General features: G+C 42.8%; 10 protein-coding genes and 1 tRNA gene. 7 read left to right on the top strand and 4 right to left on the bottom strand.

Features of this window, described 5'->3' with window-relative positions:
- Positions 1 to 388: 388 nt before the first annotated feature.
- Positions 389 to 1,303 (top strand): class I fructose-bisphosphate aldolase, encoded by a 915-nt coding sequence (locus ZYMOP_RS05085; RefSeq protein WP_013934284.1) that lies wholly within the window; start codon positions 389 to 391, stop codon positions 1,301 to 1,303.
- 189 nt (positions 1,304 to 1,492) lie between these two features.
- Here the strand turns inward: ZYMOP_RS05085 and ispG are convergent, their stop codons facing one another.
- Complete coding sequence (gene ispG / locus ZYMOP_RS05080; RefSeq protein ID WP_013934283.1) at positions 1,493 to 2,629, bottom strand: flavodoxin-dependent (E)-4-hydroxy-3-methylbut-2-enyl-diphosphate synthase; 1,137 nt, start codon at positions 2,627 to 2,629, stop codon at positions 1,493 to 1,495.
- Between the two features lie 454 nt (positions 2,630 to 3,083).
- Here ispG and ahcY point away from each other — a divergent pair, with 454 nt between their 5' ends.
- Entirely contained in the window at positions 3,084 to 4,478 is a 1,395-nt protein-coding gene (gene ahcY, locus ZYMOP_RS05075; RefSeq protein ID WP_013934282.1) for an adenosylhomocysteinase, read from the top strand.
- A 120-nt stretch (positions 4,479 to 4,598) separates the two neighbouring features.
- On the opposite strand, the gene ZYMOP_RS05070 is transcribed toward ahcY, so the two are convergent.
- Together ZYMOP_RS05070 and ettA are read right to left on the bottom strand one after the other, a co-directional pair.
- Positions 4,599 to 5,894 carry a retropepsin-like aspartic protease gene (locus ZYMOP_RS05070; protein WP_158498497.1) on the bottom strand — a complete coding sequence of 432 codons (1,296 nt, stop codon included), beginning with the start codon at positions 5,892 to 5,894 and terminating at the stop codon, positions 4,599 to 4,601.
- Between the two features lie 313 nt (positions 5,895 to 6,207).
- Complete coding sequence (gene ettA, locus ZYMOP_RS05065) at positions 6,208 to 7,890, bottom strand: energy-dependent translational throttle protein EttA (RefSeq protein ID WP_013934280.1); 1,683 nt, start codon at positions 7,888 to 7,890, stop codon at positions 6,208 to 6,210.
- Between the two features lie 844 nt (positions 7,891 to 8,734).
- Here ettA and ZYMOP_RS05060 point away from each other — a divergent pair.
- The 5 genes from ZYMOP_RS05060 (at position 8,735) to ZYMOP_RS05040 (ending at position 15,084) form a co-directional block, all read left to right on the top strand.
- Positions 8,735 to 8,974: a hypothetical protein gene (locus tag ZYMOP_RS05060; RefSeq protein ID WP_013934279.1), complete on the top strand. Its 240-nt coding sequence runs from the start codon at positions 8,735 to 8,737 to the stop codon at positions 8,972 to 8,974.
- A gap of 235 nt (positions 8,975 to 9,209) precedes the next feature.
- On the top strand, positions 9,210 to 10,763 hold the full coding sequence (cysS, locus tag ZYMOP_RS05055) for a cysteine--tRNA ligase (RefSeq protein ID WP_013934278.1): 1,554 nt from the start codon (positions 9,210 to 9,212) through the stop codon (positions 10,761 to 10,763).
- Between the two features lie 96 nt (positions 10,764 to 10,859).
- The gene (locus tag ZYMOP_RS05050) at positions 10,860 to 12,188 is read left to right on the top strand and encodes a 3-deoxy-7-phosphoheptulonate synthase class II (protein ID WP_013934277.1); all 1,329 of its coding nucleotides are present in this window, start codon (positions 10,860 to 10,862) and stop codon (positions 12,186 to 12,188) included.
- Between the two features lie 58 nt (positions 12,189 to 12,246).
- Positions 12,247 to 12,322 (top strand) — tRNA-Glu (locus ZYMOP_RS05045).
- A 365-nt stretch (positions 12,323 to 12,687) separates the two neighbouring features.
- Positions 12,688 to 15,084: a TonB-dependent siderophore receptor gene (locus tag ZYMOP_RS05040; protein ID WP_013934276.1), complete on the top strand. Its 2,397-nt coding sequence runs from the start codon at positions 12,688 to 12,690 to the stop codon at positions 15,082 to 15,084.
- A gap of 24 nt (positions 15,085 to 15,108) precedes the next feature.
- On the opposite strand, the gene ZYMOP_RS05035 is transcribed toward ZYMOP_RS05040, so the two are convergent.
- A complete protein-coding gene (locus ZYMOP_RS05035) occupies positions 15,109 to 16,464 on the bottom strand; it encodes an L-serine ammonia-lyase (protein ID WP_013934275.1) in 1,356 nt (451 codons plus the stop codon).
- Between the last annotated feature and the right edge of the window lie 23 nt (positions 16,465 to 16,487).

The raw sequence follows: 16,487 nt of genomic DNA, 5'->3' as shown, positions 1-16,487 counted from the left end.
GAACTGCTTTTGATTAGACGGCTTTTGATTAGATCGCTTTTTAGAAAAAAATACCGATTTTGCCGTTGCATGTTATTTGAGTAAATATAATCTCGCTTATCACAGCGAAAATCATTTCCGGCTATGTTCTTTATAAACCTTTAATGGCTCGCAAAATCTCTACGATAGACATTGCAAATAAGCGGAATAATTCTGTAACCTTCGCCATAGAAAATTTATGATAATATTTATGATTATTAAGAAAACGGATAACTGATTCCTTTTTGATGTAGGAGGGGTTGTCCAGGTGACAGTAAAATTTATTTTTTGACTAAATAGGTATTTTAATACCTATGAGCGTAGATATGCTGAGACTGTCCCCTATATTCCGGAAGGAAGGAGCGCTGCTGTGTCTATTACTCCTGAAGTAAAAGCTATTCTGGATCTTTATGAAAGCGATAATCCCGGAACAAAGACTAATCTTGCCTACATTCTAAATCATGGCCGTCTCGGTGGAACCGGTAAGCTTATTATCCTGCCTGTGGATCAAGGTTTAGAACATGGACCAGCGCGTAGTTTTTACCCCAATCCTGCGGGATATGATCCTCAATATCATTATAAATTAGCTATTGATGGCGGCTTTTCTGCCTTTGCGGCGCCTATCGGCATGTTGGAGGTCGGGGCATCCACTTTTGCTGGTCAAATTCCGACTATTTTAAAAATGAACTCCTCCAACAGCTGGTCCTCTGTCAATGATCAGGCTGTTACTTCCTGTGTTGGGGACGCATTGCGATTGGGATGTGCTGCGGTTGGTTTTACTATATATCCCGGTTCCGATATAATTTTTGAGCAAATTGAAGAATTCCGACATATCGCAGCAGAAGCAAGACGATGTGGTTTAGCAACTGTTGTTTGGGCTTATCCACGCGGTGGGCGACTGACAAAACGAGGCGAGACGGCCTTAGACGTCAGTGCTTATTCTGTTCATATCGCTGCGCAGATCGGTGCCCATATCATCAAGGTTAAATTGCCAAGCGCTCATATTGAGCAACCAGAGGCGATTCCCGCCTATTCAGGACAAGACTGGTCTTCTTTATCAAGTCGTGTATCTCATATTGTTCAGTCGGCTTTTGCGGGGCGCAGAATGGTCGTTTTTTCGGGCGGTGAAGCCAAGACACCCGATGCCTTATATCGGGAAGCAGAAGCCATCCGTGATGGTGGTGGAAATGGCTCTATTATGGGACGGAATGTCTTTCAGCGTCCACGAGAAGAGGCGCTTGCGCTGGTAGATAAAATTGTCGATATTTATAAGAACAAGGGCTGAAGATATATTTTTTAGAAAATCATATATTTCAGAAATGAGTTCTATTTTATTCTCTAAAAATCAGATCTTCTTGATCTGATTTTATGCACCCATCAAAAATATTGTTGCTAGCGGTATGATTTAAAGGGTGGGGAATAATCCCTGCTAAATATTAGCAGGGATCCTTCATTTCATTTTTAATTTATTAATTTATGCTGCTGAGGCTGCTTGATTGTTTTTTTCATCAGCCTTTGCAGCTTCAATCTCAGCGGCTTTTGCTTCGACTAAGGCCACAATATGGTCAAGCATCTGATCGTTTCCGATGGTGTGATCCGTTACGCCGGATAAATAAATCATATGTTTACCCTGACCACCACCGGTTACACCGATGTCGGTTTCTCTTGCTTCACCTGGGCCGTTGACGACACAGCCCAACACTGAGAGCGATAAGGGGGTAGCAATATGCGCTAATTTTTCTTCTAATGTCCGAACTGTCCGAACAACATCGAACCCTTGCCGAGCACAGCTGGGACAAGAGACCACCCTTACCCCCCGAGTCCGTAGATCCAGAGTTTTCAGAATGTCGTAACCCACGCGCACTTCCTGTTCCGGTTCAGCGGAAAGAGAAACACGAAGCGTATCACCAATACCATCCCAAAGCAGATTGCCGATACCAAGTGCTGATTTTACGGTGCCGCTGATAAGGCCACCCGCTTCTGTAATGCCCAGATGTAACGGGCAATCTACCGCCTTGGCGAGCGCTTTATAAGAAGCAACTGCCAAGAAGACATCCGAGGCTTTCACGGCTACTTTGAATTCGTGGAAATCTTGATCCTGTAAAAGCTTGATATGATTTAAAGCACTTTCTACCAAGGCATCAGGACAAGGTTCGCCATATTTTTCTAATAAGTCTTTTTCTAAACTACCCGCATTAACCCCGATACGGATTGCACAGCCATTAGCTTTAGCGGCGCGTACGACCTCGGCAACGCGCGCGCTTGAGCCAATATTGCCGGGATTAATCCGAAGGCAAGCAGCACCTGCATCGGCAGCCTCAAGCGCACGTTTATAATGAAAATGAATATCCGCAATAATCGGCACTTCTGCAGCGCGCACGATTTCTTTTAAAGCTGTTGTTGATGCTTCGTCAGGGCAAGATACCCGCACTAGATCAACGCCAACAGCTTCACAACGACGGATTTGGTCAATGGTCGCTTGCGCATCAGAGGTTGGTGTATTGGTCATGGTTTGAACGCTAATCGGGGCATCACCACCGACGGCGACATTTCCAACCATGATTTTTCGCGATTTACGGCGCTCTATATGGCGCCAAGGACGAATGGACATAATTTAAAGCCTATAGCGTCTGAAGGGGCAGAAAACCAATCCTTTAAGGCCTTTCTATCAAAACTCTAAGCAAGAATAAGGGGATATTGATAACGCTATGGAGAAGTTACAACAGTTTACACTGATCAGCCTCAAAAAATTGGCTACTAAAGTACAATATAAAGAATTATTTATATTTTTATATTCTTAATATTTACATATCGGTCTCTGACACGTTAGATCAAGAATGATTCGGGAGAGGGCTTGTTTAAAAAATTTGAGGCTAAAGCGATTAGCGGTTCATCTGAATTTTTGTTTCAAAAATGATCTTTTCTATTCGCCAAAATTGATAGGAACACGACGTTTGTTCGGTAATTCGAAAAGTTTTTTATCTATAAAATTTAAGAAATACCCTAACGATGCCCGTCTTACCCTAGACTCAAAAAATTTGCACATTTTCTAAGGAGAAAACTTCATGGCAAATGAGCCATATATTATTTGCGACATCGGCCTTGCTGGTTGGGGGCGTAAAGAAATTGATATTGCTGAAGGCGAAATGCCGGGCTTGATGGCTTTGCGTGAAGAATATGGTGCAAAAAAACCATTAAAGGGCGCGCGGATTACCGGCTCTCTTCATATGACTATCCAGACCGCTGTTTTAATCGAAACGCTGATTGAACTGGGCGCAGAAGTGCGCTGGGCTTCTTGTAATATTTTTTCTACGCAAGATCATGCCGCCGCTGCCATTGCAGAACAGGGTATTCCTGTTTTTGCGGTTAAGGGGGAATCCCTTGAAGAATATTGGGATTACGTCGATCGCATTTTTGATTGGGGCAATGGCGAAACCGCTAATATGATCCTTGATGATGGCGGCGATGCTACCATGTTTGTGCTTTGGGGCGCAAAACTTGAAGCCGGTATCGAATTTCCGGCCGCTGAAAATGAAGAAGAAGCTATTTTCCAGAAAGTTGTGCGGCGTCGTGTTGCTGCGACCCCTGGTTTCCTGACGAAAACCGCCCAAGCGATTAAAGGGGTTTCTGAAGAAACTACCACTGGCGTTCATCGTCTTTATGAAATTTCCAAGAAAGGTGAACTGCCTTTCCCCGCTATCAATGTTAATGATTCCGTGACCAAATCGAAATTCGACAACCTTTATGGTTGTAAAGAATCTTTGGTCGATGCCATTCGTCGGGCAACGGATGTTATGTTGGCCGGTAAAGTTGCTTGTGTCGCCGGTTTTGGTGATGTGGGTAAAGGCTCTGCGGCTTCTTTAAGAAATGGCGGTGCCCGCGTCTTAGTGACGGAGGTTGATCCTATCTGTGCGCTTCAAGCGGCAATGGAAGGCTATGAAGTCGTTACATTGGAAGAAGCAGCCCCCAATGCTGATATTTTTGTAACCTGCACGGGTAATGCCGATATTATTACGCTTGACCATATGCGGGCGATGAAAAATCACGCTATTGTCTGCAACATTGGCCATTTTGATAGTGAAATTCAGATTAATGCTCTTTCCAATATGGAATGGACTGAAATTAAACCGCAAGTTGATTTGGTTAAATTCCCCGATGGCAAAGAAATCATTGTTTTGGCAAAAGGGCGCTTGGTCAATTTAGGCTGTGCCACCGGTCATCCAAGCTTTGTGATGTCCGCCAGTTTTACCAATCAGGTGCTGGCACAGATTGAACTCTTCTGTAATGCAGAAAATTACCAAAAAGACGTTTATATGCTGCCTAAGCATTTAGATGAAAAGGTAGCGGCTTTGCATTTACCGAAATTGGGCGTTCATTTGAGCAAGCTGAGCGAAAAGCAGGCTGAATATATCGGTGTGCCTGTGAATGGGCCGTTTAAACCGGATCATTATCGTTATTGATTATTAACGAAGAATAGTCGAAATAATTGTCGATTAGAATGGAACCGATGGGATTTATTTCTGTCGGTTCTTTTTTAAAATGGCATTTATTAAACGACTTTTTTAAGCTACTTTTATAGATTAATCTCGTTTTATAAGACAGCTCTTACCCTCGATAAAATCGAGATATAATGATGTTTTTTTCAGGATATTAACCATAAGGATCGCTTGGTTTTTAGACATCTGGGTGTGAATTACTTTTACCGACCCTAATTCTATGTTCTCGATCTTCAGATTATTAATATCCTGATAAATCCTCATACTGTGACTACCCGCGGTAGTATTCACTACGGCTTTTTTTAATTGCCCTTCTTTGGGAATGACTAAGACAGGTTGTTGTAAAAGTAGATCATCATTTTGATAATCGCCTGAACCACTATCAAAAATAGCCATCATTGGTTGGTTATTAAGTTGTATTTGAATTTTTAAATGGGCTGTTGAGCCATCCGGCGCAGTAGCTAGACGAATATTTTGTTGGCAAGGATAGTTTAACCCTTCACCAAATCTAAGTTGGTCATACGAAATTTGCACTCGACCCAGTTGACGCAGCACATAAATCCCCAGACTAGGTTCTGTTTCATTGCTAAAAGAGAATGGGATATTTTTTAAAACAGCGTTACCTATTTCAATTTCGTCCACGATACCGAAGATAGTTTCAATTCTATTCCCTAGAATATCTTGACTAGTGTTGAGTGTTCCTATGACCTGAACATGAGGATTATGAACCCAATGAAGCGGTAATATCCCTATATAGGTGCCGGTATCCAATTCAAAAAGCTGGGTTATATTATTGACCTTGACCTTAAGATGAGGCGTAAAAAAAGTTTGCTTTTGGGCTGTTTGGGGGGCAACTGAAGAATAAAATAGGGGTAACGATTGTATGCCTTTTATCCCAGTGACAGAAGGCGGTTCTATTAGGCGAGAATCAGCCTTTAGCGTTACTCTCTCAATATATTTGAGTGAAAATTTTTCTAACCCCGGTAACTGTTGAATCGGGGGGTAATATTTTGTTTTTACAGTTTGAAGTCTGCGTCTCCATTCTGCGATGTCGCCATTAAGAAGATAGTTGCCGGCCTGAAATTCTTCGATTTCTATGAGCTGGGGATTAATAATATTTTGAGGGGTATTGTTTTCTATAGGTTGAAGACAATTTGCCGCTGCTTTAAAATCCCCTCTAAGACGATAAAGTCCCATATCAGCTACAAGATGATAGATATTGTTAGTAAGGGTCTGTGCTTTTAGCGTTTGTAAAAATTCTTGGTTGCCATCGGCAATGGCCCTGTCATAACCACTGGCATCATTAAAGTTGACACCTTCCTTCGCAACCGTCTCTTTTAATAGATTTTGTCTAAGAATTGCTTCTAATTCTTTGGGCATTATTATTCTGTTCGTTGCCGAAGCAGGATGAAATACCGCTAGAAAAATTACTAATAACAAGCTGCAGAATAGAATAGCCTTTAAAGGCATTCTGAAATCCTTATAATTCTAATAAAAATTATGAAAATCTTAGAAATTCATTCTGCTATTCTCTGCTTAAAAATATCGATTTCCATAGCTATAATAATCCAAAACCAAGATAAAATAGCTTCACTTATTTTAAAATAATCGACGTGATACAAAAAAGGCGTATCGTTTATGACACGCCTTATTTTTCAAGATAGAAGATATTTTTGTCTTCTATTCAGATAATTTAATTGCGGGTCAGCTTTTTATAAGCTTGAGCGCTGGAACGATCGGCGGCGTCACCAAAGCGACGACGCTTATCTTCTTCATAGGATTCAAAGTTACCTTCAAACCATTCGACATGCCCGTCCCCTTCAAAAGCGAGAATGTGAGTGGCCAGACGATCCAAGAAGAAGCGATCATGGCTGATAACCACAGCGCAACCGGCAAAGTTTTCTAAGGCTTCTTCAAGGGCGCGAAGCGTTTCAACATCCAAATCGTTGGTCGGTTCATCAAGCAGCAATACGTTGCCACCTTCTTTTAGCATTTTAGCTAAATGAACCCGATTTCTTTCACCACCTGATAGCTGCCCTACTTTTTTCTGCTGATCCGAGCCTTTAAAATTAAAAGCCCCGACATAAGCGCGGGTAGCGATTTCATGTTTGCCAAAGTTAAAACGATCTAAACCGTCAGATACTTCTTCCCAAACATTTTTATTGGCATCGAGATGGTCGCGGCTTTGGTCAACATAGCCAAGCTGTACCGTCGGCCCAATATCAATTTCACCAGAATCTGGCTTTTCAGAACCCGTAATAAGCTTAAAGAGGGTCGTTTTACCGGCACCATTGGCACCAATGACACCGACAATACCCCCGGGAGGAAGGGTGAAGTCCAAGCCTTCAAACAGTTTTTTATCACCAAAGCTTTTCGTAAGGCCGCGCGCTTCGATGACTTTATTCCCCAAACGCTCGGGAATCTGAATCATGATCTGAGCAGAACCGGGGCGACGGTCATTCTGTTTTTCGACTAGTTCATCAAAAGCCTTAATACGCGCCTTACTTTTTGTCTGGCGGGCTTTTGGGCTTTGCCGAATCCATTGCAATTCCTGTTGGATTGCTTTTTGGCGGCCTTCTTCTTCGCGTTCTTCCTGCTCTAAACGCTTGGACTGCGCTTCAAGCCATGCTGAATAGTTTCCTTCAAAAGGAATACCGCGGCCACGATCAATTTCGAGTACCCAACCCACAACATTGTCGAGGAAGTAGCGATCATGGGTAACCAGAATAACATTACCGGCATATTCTTTCAGATGATTTTCTAACCATGCGACGCTTTCAGCATCAAGATGGTTGGTTGGTTCATCAAGAAGAAGAATTTCGGGTTTTTCAAGCAGAAGCCGGCATAACGCGACACGGCGACGTTCACCACCGGAAAGCTTGGTAACATCGGCATCGCCGGGAGGACAACGTAGTGCCTCCATGGCAATTTCAAGCTGATTATCAAGCGTCCAACCGTCAACCGCATCAATGCGTTCCTGAAGCTCACCCATTTCTGTCATGAGGGCATCAAAGTCAGCATCTGCGGGGGGATCCGCCATCAAGGTTGAAATTTCATTAAAACGATCGACTAAATCCGCAATTTCGCGAACCCCGTCCATCACATTACCTCTAACATCCTTGGCAGGGTCAAGGTTAGGTTCCTGAGGAAGATAGCCGACCCGAATGCCTTCGGCGGCCCAGGCTTCTCCTTGAAATTCCTTATCCATACCGGCCATGATTTTCATCAAGGTCGATTTACCGGCACCGTTGACACCGATGATAGCAATTTTAGTACCCGGCAGGAATTGCAGATGAATGTTATTTAGAACCGGTTTTTTTGCGCCTGGAAAAGTCTTGGTCAGACCTTTCATGACATAACTATACTGGACGGCCATGACGTCTCCAAAAAATTGGCGAAGAGGGAAAATTTTGTCCGAATTAGCGAAGCTTTTTTATATTAGCAAATTTTAGAACCTGAATTTTGCGATAATCCGCTTCGTTTCTCGGATATTTTTTAATAAATTATAGGGAATTTCAGCTTTTATTGAAAATATTTATAAAATGTTCTGTTTTGTTATTAAAGTATAATATTATTTTTGATCATAAAATGAACTGCTTTTCTAAAAATCCATTATAAAAGAAAAACGGCCTTTAAAAAGAAAGAAAACCCTAACAGGGAAGGGGAAACAGATTATAACCCTTGCCTTTGGTATTTCCCTATTCAGTTGTTTTATTAAAAAAAACCTTGGACATACTATATAGAGTTTTTTTTCTATAAAAAAACCGTTTTTATTTAAAAATAATAATTTTTTCTATTTTTTACCTTTTGATTAATCGAAAAGGCTGATTCTAATTATAAATTTTTTATGTGCTGTATATTTGAAGATAATTTTTTTGTTTCAGCTTCGCATTATACCCCTTCTAAGACGAAGGGGTAAAGGTAATCAGAAATTTTACGGGGCATCAGAAGTGATTCTGACTCGCATTTTTGGTGGGTCAAAAAATCGTAAAATCAGAAATTTTTTTCACTAAAATGAAGTAAACGGTGAAATAATCAGCTTATATTCAAAAAACTTCTTCTAATTCTGTAGCTTTTTTACCGCGAAATCATAAATTTGCGATAAATTGAGTCCAAATCCCGTTTCTTCCGGATTGATTCTTGGAAATGAATCGTTATTGGGAGCGAATGGGGCACGGCGTTCGGACCGGGCCCGTTATTAACGAATTGGAGCTATTCTCATGAAGAAGCTTGGCATCATTTTTGCCGCCGCCGGTCTGATGGCTGTTGCAGCCTGCAATAAACCGGCTGAAAATACGGAAACCACCAACACCACGGACAACACCGTTGTTTCTGTTGACAATGGTGCGATTGATAATTTCGCTTCTGACGTCAGCTCAGCCGCTGCCAATGCAGCGGAAAGCATTGATAATGCTTCCACCAATGCAGCTGATGCTTTGAAGAACAAAGTCGGTAAGTAATTAATCGGCTTTAATTCTTTTGATGAAAGCGCACAGATAACAAAATTTCTGTGGCTTTTATCAGGCTAGAATTTTAGGCGGGTATCCTTTAGGTACCCGCCTTTTCTATGTATATCTGGTATAAAAATGGATAAGAACAACTTCGCCTTGTTTTTAAGGTAGCGCATACCCTTATTCTTTTTTTGTATCGCTACCTTTTTTAAGGGTTATTTTTCTTTCATCATAGGGACGACAGATGGCTAAGCCTTCCGCACCGATTCTGTTTTTTAACAGCCTTTCTAAAGAGATGGAGCCTTTTAAACCCATCGATCCGGAACGGGTGCGCCTTTATAGCTGTGGGCCAACTGTTTATAATTTTGCTCATCTTGGTAATTTACGCGCTTATATCTTTACCGATAGTTTGCGGCGGATGCTTAACTGGAAGGGGTATCCCGTTAATCATGTTATCAATATTACAGATGTCGGCCATCTAACCTCTGACACGGATACCGGCGATGATAAGATGGAGGCTGCGGCCAATCGTGCCCATAAAACGATTTGGGAAATTGCGCGCTTTTATACGGAAGCCTTTTGGGGCGATCTTAAAAATCTGAATATTTTCAGTCCGACAATCTGGAGTATTGCGACGGATCATATTCAAGATATGATTGCCTTTGCCCGTAAAATCGAAGCCTCTGGTTTTACCTATCAGCTAGAAAGTGGTCTTTATTTTGATACTAGCCGCCTAAAAGAATATGGTATGCTGGCGGGTCATCGGGAAGAAGAAGGTGTTGGCCGTATTGAGACCGTAGTCGGAAAAAAGCATCCCGCTGATTTTGCTTTGTGGCGGCGTTCGGCACCCGATGAAAAACGTCAAATGGAATGGATGTCACCTTGGGGGGCTGGGGCACCGGGATGGCATTTAGAATGCTCGGTGATGAGCATGAAATATCTTGGTGAACAATTTGATATTCACACGGGCGGTATTGATCATCGGGAAATTCATCATTGCAATGAAATTGCTCAAAATCAGGCTTTTACCGGAAACGCTCAGGCAACGGGGGCTAATTTTTGGCTGCATAACAACTTTTTAGTTGATCGCAGTGGAAAAATGTCAAAGTCCAAAGGTACATTTTTAACGCTTTCAACTTTAATTGATGCAGGTATCCATCCTTTAGCCTATCGGGTGTTGTGCTTATCGGCGCATTATCGTTCAGAGTTAGAATTTTCGCCGGAAAATATTTTAGCGGCCTTGACCCGTTTAAAAAGATTGGTGATTGCAGTCGGGCACTTAAAAAGTCGTCTTGAAAAGAAGGCGGATGTCGATTTAGATAAGCCGGATTGGTTAAGACCTTATGACGAACGTTCTTATAGTAAAGGCGCGCCCCTAGACTATCAGCGTAGTCTTATTGAAGCACCGTTAAAGAAAGAGGCCTTGGCCGTATTAGAACGTTTCGATCAGGCAATATCGCATGATTTAATGTTACCGCAGGCTTTACCGTTATTAGAAGAGACCCTGAGTAACAAAAAATTGCAACCAGAGGAGCGGTTGCGATTGATTGCTTCGATGGACATGGTACTGGGACTTAATCTTTTACATCTGGATCGCGCGAGTTTGAATATCCGTCCTAAGAATGCGCTTTTACCAGAAAATAACGTTTTAGCTCTATTAGAAGAGCGTCAAAATATGCGTAAAGCAAAGGACTTTGCTGCCTCTGATGCCATAAGAGCGCGTCTTTCTGAGGCAGGAATTGAAGTTTTAGACGGTGATCCGCTCGGTTGGGAGTGGAAACCGCAATGGGGTGATTAAGCCTCGTAACAGTAATTGATTATCTGTTTTTCCGAGAAACAGATAATCTGCTTTTATAGTGTGAACCGGATATTACCGGGCTCGAAAGGAATAATGATGGCAACAGACTGGACGCCGGATAGCTGGCGGGATTTTGAAGCCCGGCAATTACCGACCTATCCTGATCAGGATAAGCTGGACAAAACTTTGGATCAATTATCCACGTTTCCTCCTTTGATTTTGGGATCAGAAGCGAGGCTTTTAAAAGAAAAATTGGCCACAGTGGCAAAAGGTGAAGCTTTTGTCGTCCAAGGGGGCGACTGCGCGGAAAGCTTCCGTGATTTTTCTGCTGAATCTGTTCGAGCCACATTGTCTGCTTTGTTGTGGATGAACGCTGTTATTGCTTATGCAATGGGGAAACCTGTTGTACGATTAGGGCGTCTGGCGGGGCAATTTGCCAAACCCCGTTCTTCCGACATGGAAGAAAAGAATGGCATTTCACTGCCCAGTTATCGGGGTGATAATGTCAACGATATTGCTTTTACCGAAGAAGCACGCCTTCCTAGTCCAGAGCGTTTGCTTCAAGGGCATACCCAAGCGGCTATCACCCTTAATTTAATACGCGCTTATACCCAAGCGGGCGATGACAAATGGGAATATGCTTTTAACGGTCTGAAGGATTTTGTACATAGCCGTCCATGGGCGCAAGATTCATGGCGCGGTCTAGTGGCTGAAATGGAAGATTCTTTTCGTTTTGCCCAAAGCTGCGGCGGTTTTGGCGATGGGTATGCCGATCCTTGCTTTACCAGCCATGAAGCTTTGCATCTACCTTATGAAGAAACCATGGTGCGCAGCGATTGCGATTACGGGCTGGATTATGCCACATCTGGTCATTTTCTGTGGATTGGTGATCGTACCCGTTTTGAAGGATCGGCCCATGTCGAATTCTTGCGGGGTGTGGATAATCCAATTGGGCTTAAATGCGGCCCGAATCTGAAGCCGGATGAATTATTACGGCTGTTGGATATTTTAGATCCTGCTTATGAAGCGGGTCGTATTACGCTTATTACGCGTTATGGCCATGATAAAATTGAAAAACATCTGCCGGAATTGGTAAGCGCGGTTAAGGCCGAAGGTCGACCTGTCGTTTGGATATGCGATCCGATGCATGGCAATGGAACCCAAACCAGTGATGGTCAGAAAACGCGTCCTTTTGAGCGGATTTTAGCGGAAGTAAAAGGCTTTTTTGCTGTGCATGAGGCTGAGGGTACTTATGCAGGTGGTATTCATCTTGAGATGACCGGCCTTGATGTCACCGAATGCATCGGCGGTTCTGCGGCTATTACAGAAGAAGACCTGAAACGGCGCTATTTAACCCAATGTGACCCCCGTTTGAGCCGTGATCAGGCCTTGGAGATGGCTTTCCAGATCGCTGATCTTGTTTAACTTGTTTTTATTATAGTTGACGAGACGCGCGGGACAGCTTATCTCGCGCTTCTCTGATGGTCCCTTCGTCTAGCGGTCTAGGACGTCGCCCTCTCACGGCGAAAACACGGGTTCGATTCCCGTAGGGATCACCAACTCTCTCTTTCTTAAGACAGGAGAGAGCGTGGCCCTATCTCTTTTCTTAAATTCGTATCTCAATTTATACTTTACCCTAGTATATTAGGGTAAAGAGTAAGCTTTGTTATTTATATTCTATCTAGATAGTATGATATATTATTACATATATACTATAAATTACTTTACCTACTATAAATATGATTTTCAACATTATTGATTTAATGGTATTATTTAAAGATTTTTTATATTTTTTTAAAATAATAACATTGTTGTTTAAAAAAAGAAATAAAAGATATTTTTTTAATAAAAATTTCGATTGTAAGATGGATAGTTTCTATTGTAGCATCAAAGCTTATCAATATTATAATATTGAGGGTGGGAAATGCTAACATTGTCTGAAACGAACAGACTAAAACGTTATAAAAAACGTTATAAAAAAACGTCCAAGCATAATTTATCTCGTTATTGGCTATTATCAGGGCTCTGCCTTGGTTTAGTGCCAACAGCGGCGCTGTGTGAAGAAGTTGCCTTAGCACAAGATAGCTCGGAGACTGAAAAATCTGAAGGTATGAGCCTACAAGATGATGAAATTCAGGAGGACAAGTCTTCAAGACATGGCCTGCATGATGGAAAGGGCCCCCATCATCGTGGTAATCATAAAAAATCTCATGCTGACTCTTCCTCTTCAGATGAAAATTATGTTTCTATTCGAGATTTAATTGTTTCGGCGGATCGTCCTAAAGCAACAACCGATGGTAGTGGTAGTTATGTTGTCAAAGGAGTTACAATCGGAAAGCGGATTCAACGTTTAGAAGATATTCCCCAATCTGTTTCGGTTATGACGAAGCAGCAGATGCTAGATCAAAATCTGAATACAGTGAGTCAGGCTTTAACCCAAATGCCCGGCGTCAATGTTAATAATTATGGCGATGGGACCTCTGGCGTAACAGCGCGTGGCTATGGAATGAATACGCAATATGATAGTATACCTTCTTTTGGTGGTCTTTCATTTGCCCAACAATTTGATTTAAGTATTTATGACCGGATTGAAACGATCCGCGGGCCTGATGGTATCTTTCAGGGTGGCGGTTCTCCGGGCGGCAGTGTCAATTTTGTCCATAAACGGCCTTTAGATAAATTTCACGTAGCGACGAGTGGATCGGTTGGGTCATGGAATAATTTACATGCTGATTTTGATGTCACTGGCCCACTAAATAAAGCGGGAACGATCAATGGTCGTATTGTGATGGCGGGAGCAAGTCGGGACTATTTTTATAAACCGGGTCATGATCAACGCTGGACAGGTTATGGGGCCATTGATTTTCATTTTGATGAAAAGACAACGTTAACATTAATGGCCACGGGTCAAAAAAATACGACAACCCGTTTCATGGGATTACCTCGTGGCAGTGATGGTTCTGACCTTCATTTACCGGTTTCCACTTATATTGGTGCGGGCTGGAATAAAACACGTTCTCCGATGTATGAATTGGCGGCTGATTTTGAGCGGCATCTGGATAAAGGTTGGTTAGTTCGATTGGCGGGGCGTCATCGTCAGACCAATAATTCACAGCAATATAGCTATCTTAATAAGTTCAATAGTGCGACGATGAAGGGTAATTTCGCTCTAGCGAAAGCGATTGATAAAGAAACCTACGATGATGTGGATTTATATGTGACCGGTCCGGTTCACTTATTTAACCGGAAACATATCTTCTTGGTCGGTGCTAACTATAGTTATAATGTTGAAAAAGATGCAGGATCTTCGGTTTCTTCCAGTAAATATCCCCAGTTAGCCGATCAGGATATTTTTGCGCCGATTTTATCCTCGTCTCTGCTACCTGAGACCCTGTCGCCTTATTATCGAGAACCCTCTATTCAAAAAGGTATGTATGCTTCGGCACAGATTGAAGTTATCAAACCTGTGCAGGTTTTATTAGGAGGGCGATGGAGTAGTTACGAATATAAATATCGTAATCTGACCACCGGAAGTGCTTATGTTCACTCACAACATGTTGCTAATCAGTTAACGCCCTATGCCGGTGTTGTGTGGCACATGACGCCTAGTTTAACCTCTTATTTCAGCTTTACCGACATCTTTGCTCCTCAGGGCGGATACACAGAATCCGGTGAAAGAATTAAACCAATCCAAGGGCAGCAAATGGAAGTCGGGATTAAGGGGGCCTGGTTCCATGAAAAACTTCATGCAAGTTTTGCGGCTTATAGGGTGATGGAACGTAATCGTGCCCAAGCTACGCAGGATGGCCGAATAGATTGCGGTCTTAATGGTACCTCAACTTGCTACGAGGCGGCTGGTCTAGTGCGTAGTCAGGGCTTCGATACCGAAATTATCGGGCGACCGATTAAAGGTCTCGATATTAATATGGGTTATACCTATAATGATAACCGCGTATTAAAAGGCGGAGGTAGCCTTGTTAAAGGGATACGTTTTACCTCTAATTCACCGGCGCATTTATTTAAATTATGGTCACATTATCGCTTTGCCTTAGGCTCGTCTTCTGACAAGAATATTCTAAGCTTTGGTGGCGGGGTGAATGCGCAAAGTTCCACGTTTGGAAATTCGCGCCTCGTTACCCAGCCAAGCTATGTTATAGCCTCGGCACAAGTTGGCTATCAACTTGACCCTAAATTTGAAATATCGGTTACTGTCAGTAACTTGAGCAATGCCCGTTATTATACCCGTTTGGGTACCCTTAATTATTATAACTATTATGGCGATCCGAGAAGTTTCATGTTCTCGGTTCATAGCGCCCTTTAAGATAGCAGAGTGGGGATTAGCACCTTAACATTCAACGATGTTGAGTGCTAATCCGCCCTGTGAAGTTTCTTTATAATTGGCATTCATATCCAACCCCGTCCGACGCATCGTTTCGATAACCTGATCAAGGCTGACACGGTGATTACCATCGCCAATCATTGCCAAACGGGCGGCTTCAATGGCTTTGATTGCCCCCACTGCATTCCGCTCGATACAAGGCACCTGTACTAATCCGCCAATCGGATCACAGGTCAATCCGAGATTATGTTCCATGCCGATTTCTGCAGCATTCTCTATTTGGCGCGGTGTCGCTTCTAAGGCTGCGGCAAAACCGGCAGCAGCCATGGAACAAGCCACCCCGACTTCCCCCTGACAGCCGACTTCTGCCCCTGAGATTGAGGCATTTTCTTTAAAAAGTGCACCAATAACCGTGGCTGTTAATAAAAAATTTTCAACGCCCTTTGTCGTATCACCATGCATAAAACGGCGATAATAGCGTAACACGGCGGGTATTATTCCGGCAGCTCCATTGGTGGGTGCTGTCACAATCCGACCACCCGCCGCATTTTCTTCATTAACCGCTAAAGCCCAAAGATTGATCCAATCCAAAGCCGCCAAAGGATCTATAGCGCGGTCACTGTGAATATTTTTGAGCCGTGAATAAAGGGCAGGGGCGCGTCTTCTCACCCGTAAACCGCCTGGGAGTACACCTGTTTCGCTCATCCCGCGTTCAATGCAATCTTCCATTGCTTGCGCGATTTTAGCTAACCCTTCAGATAGAATGTCTTCTGTATAAAAAATTTTTTCATTTTGACGTTGGATGTCAGCAAGAGAAAGGCCTGTCTCTACGGCTATTTCCAGTAATTCTCGGGCTGAATGATAAGGATAGGGAATATCGGCTGTATTCTTAACCTGTTCGGAAAGCCTATCAATAACCACGCCCCCTCCAATGGAATAGGCTGTCCTTTCTTGGATCAACTGACCTTGAGGATTATAAGCAACGAAATGCATAGCGTTAGAATGGAAGGGAAGCCGCTTTTTCTTTTCCCAAATAATGTCTTTATCCGGATCAAAAGGGATCCGGCTATTATCAGCGAAAATCAGAGCCTTTTGAGAATAAATGCGGTGGATGATAGTCTCAATTTCATTCACATTTACCTTATCAGGCCGTTCACCTGATAAGCCTAATAAAATAGCCCTATCTGTTGCATGTCCACGACCCGTAAGGGCAAGAGATCCAAAAAGAGTCACAACAATCCGGCTGACCTGTTTTTTGTCTAGCCTTGCTATAAAATCGGCTGCCGCTGTCATCGGGCCCATCGTATGGGATGAGGAAGGACCAATACCGATTTTAAATAATTCAAAAACACTGCTAACCATAATCACCTCCTAGCTGATTAGCT

The organism is Zymomonas mobilis subsp. pomaceae ATCC 29192, assembly GCF_000218875.1.
Taxonomy (GTDB): domain Bacteria; phylum Pseudomonadota; class Alphaproteobacteria; order Sphingomonadales; family Sphingomonadaceae; genus Zymomonas; species Zymomonas pomaceae.
This window is presented reverse-complemented; position numbering and strand designations above follow the sequence as displayed.

What these genes read in the sequence shown, in the direction of transcription:
- ispG (WP_013934283.1), bottom strand. Translation starts at nt 2,629, where the DNA reads ATGTCCATTCGTCCTTGGCGCCATATAGAGCGCCGTAAATCGCGAAAA.
- ahcY (WP_013934282.1), top strand. Translation starts at nt 3,084, where the DNA reads ATGGCAAATGAGCCATATATTATTTGCGACATCGGCCTTGCTGGTTGG.
- ZYMOP_RS05070 (WP_158498497.1), bottom strand. Translation starts at nt 5,894, where the DNA reads ATGCCCAAAGAATTAGAAGCAATTCTTAGACAAAATCTATTAAAAGAG.
- ettA (WP_013934280.1), bottom strand. Translation starts at nt 7,890, where the DNA reads ATGGCCGTCCAGTATAGTTATGTCATGAAAGGTCTGACCAAGACTTTT.
- ZYMOP_RS05060 (WP_013934279.1), top strand. Translation starts at nt 8,735, where the DNA reads ATGAAGAAGCTTGGCATCATTTTTGCCGCCGCCGGTCTGATGGCTGTT.
- cysS (WP_013934278.1), top strand. Translation starts at nt 9,210, where the DNA reads ATGGCTAAGCCTTCCGCACCGATTCTGTTTTTTAACAGCCTTTCTAAA.
- ZYMOP_RS05050 (WP_013934277.1), top strand. Translation starts at nt 10,860, where the DNA reads ATGGCAACAGACTGGACGCCGGATAGCTGGCGGGATTTTGAAGCCCGG.
- ZYMOP_RS05040 (WP_013934276.1), top strand. Translation starts at nt 12,688, where the DNA reads ATGCTAACATTGTCTGAAACGAACAGACTAAAACGTTATAAAAAACGT.
- ZYMOP_RS05035 (WP_013934275.1), bottom strand. Translation starts at nt 16,464, where the DNA reads ATGGTTAGCAGTGTTTTTGAATTATTTAAAATCGGTATTGGTCCTTCC.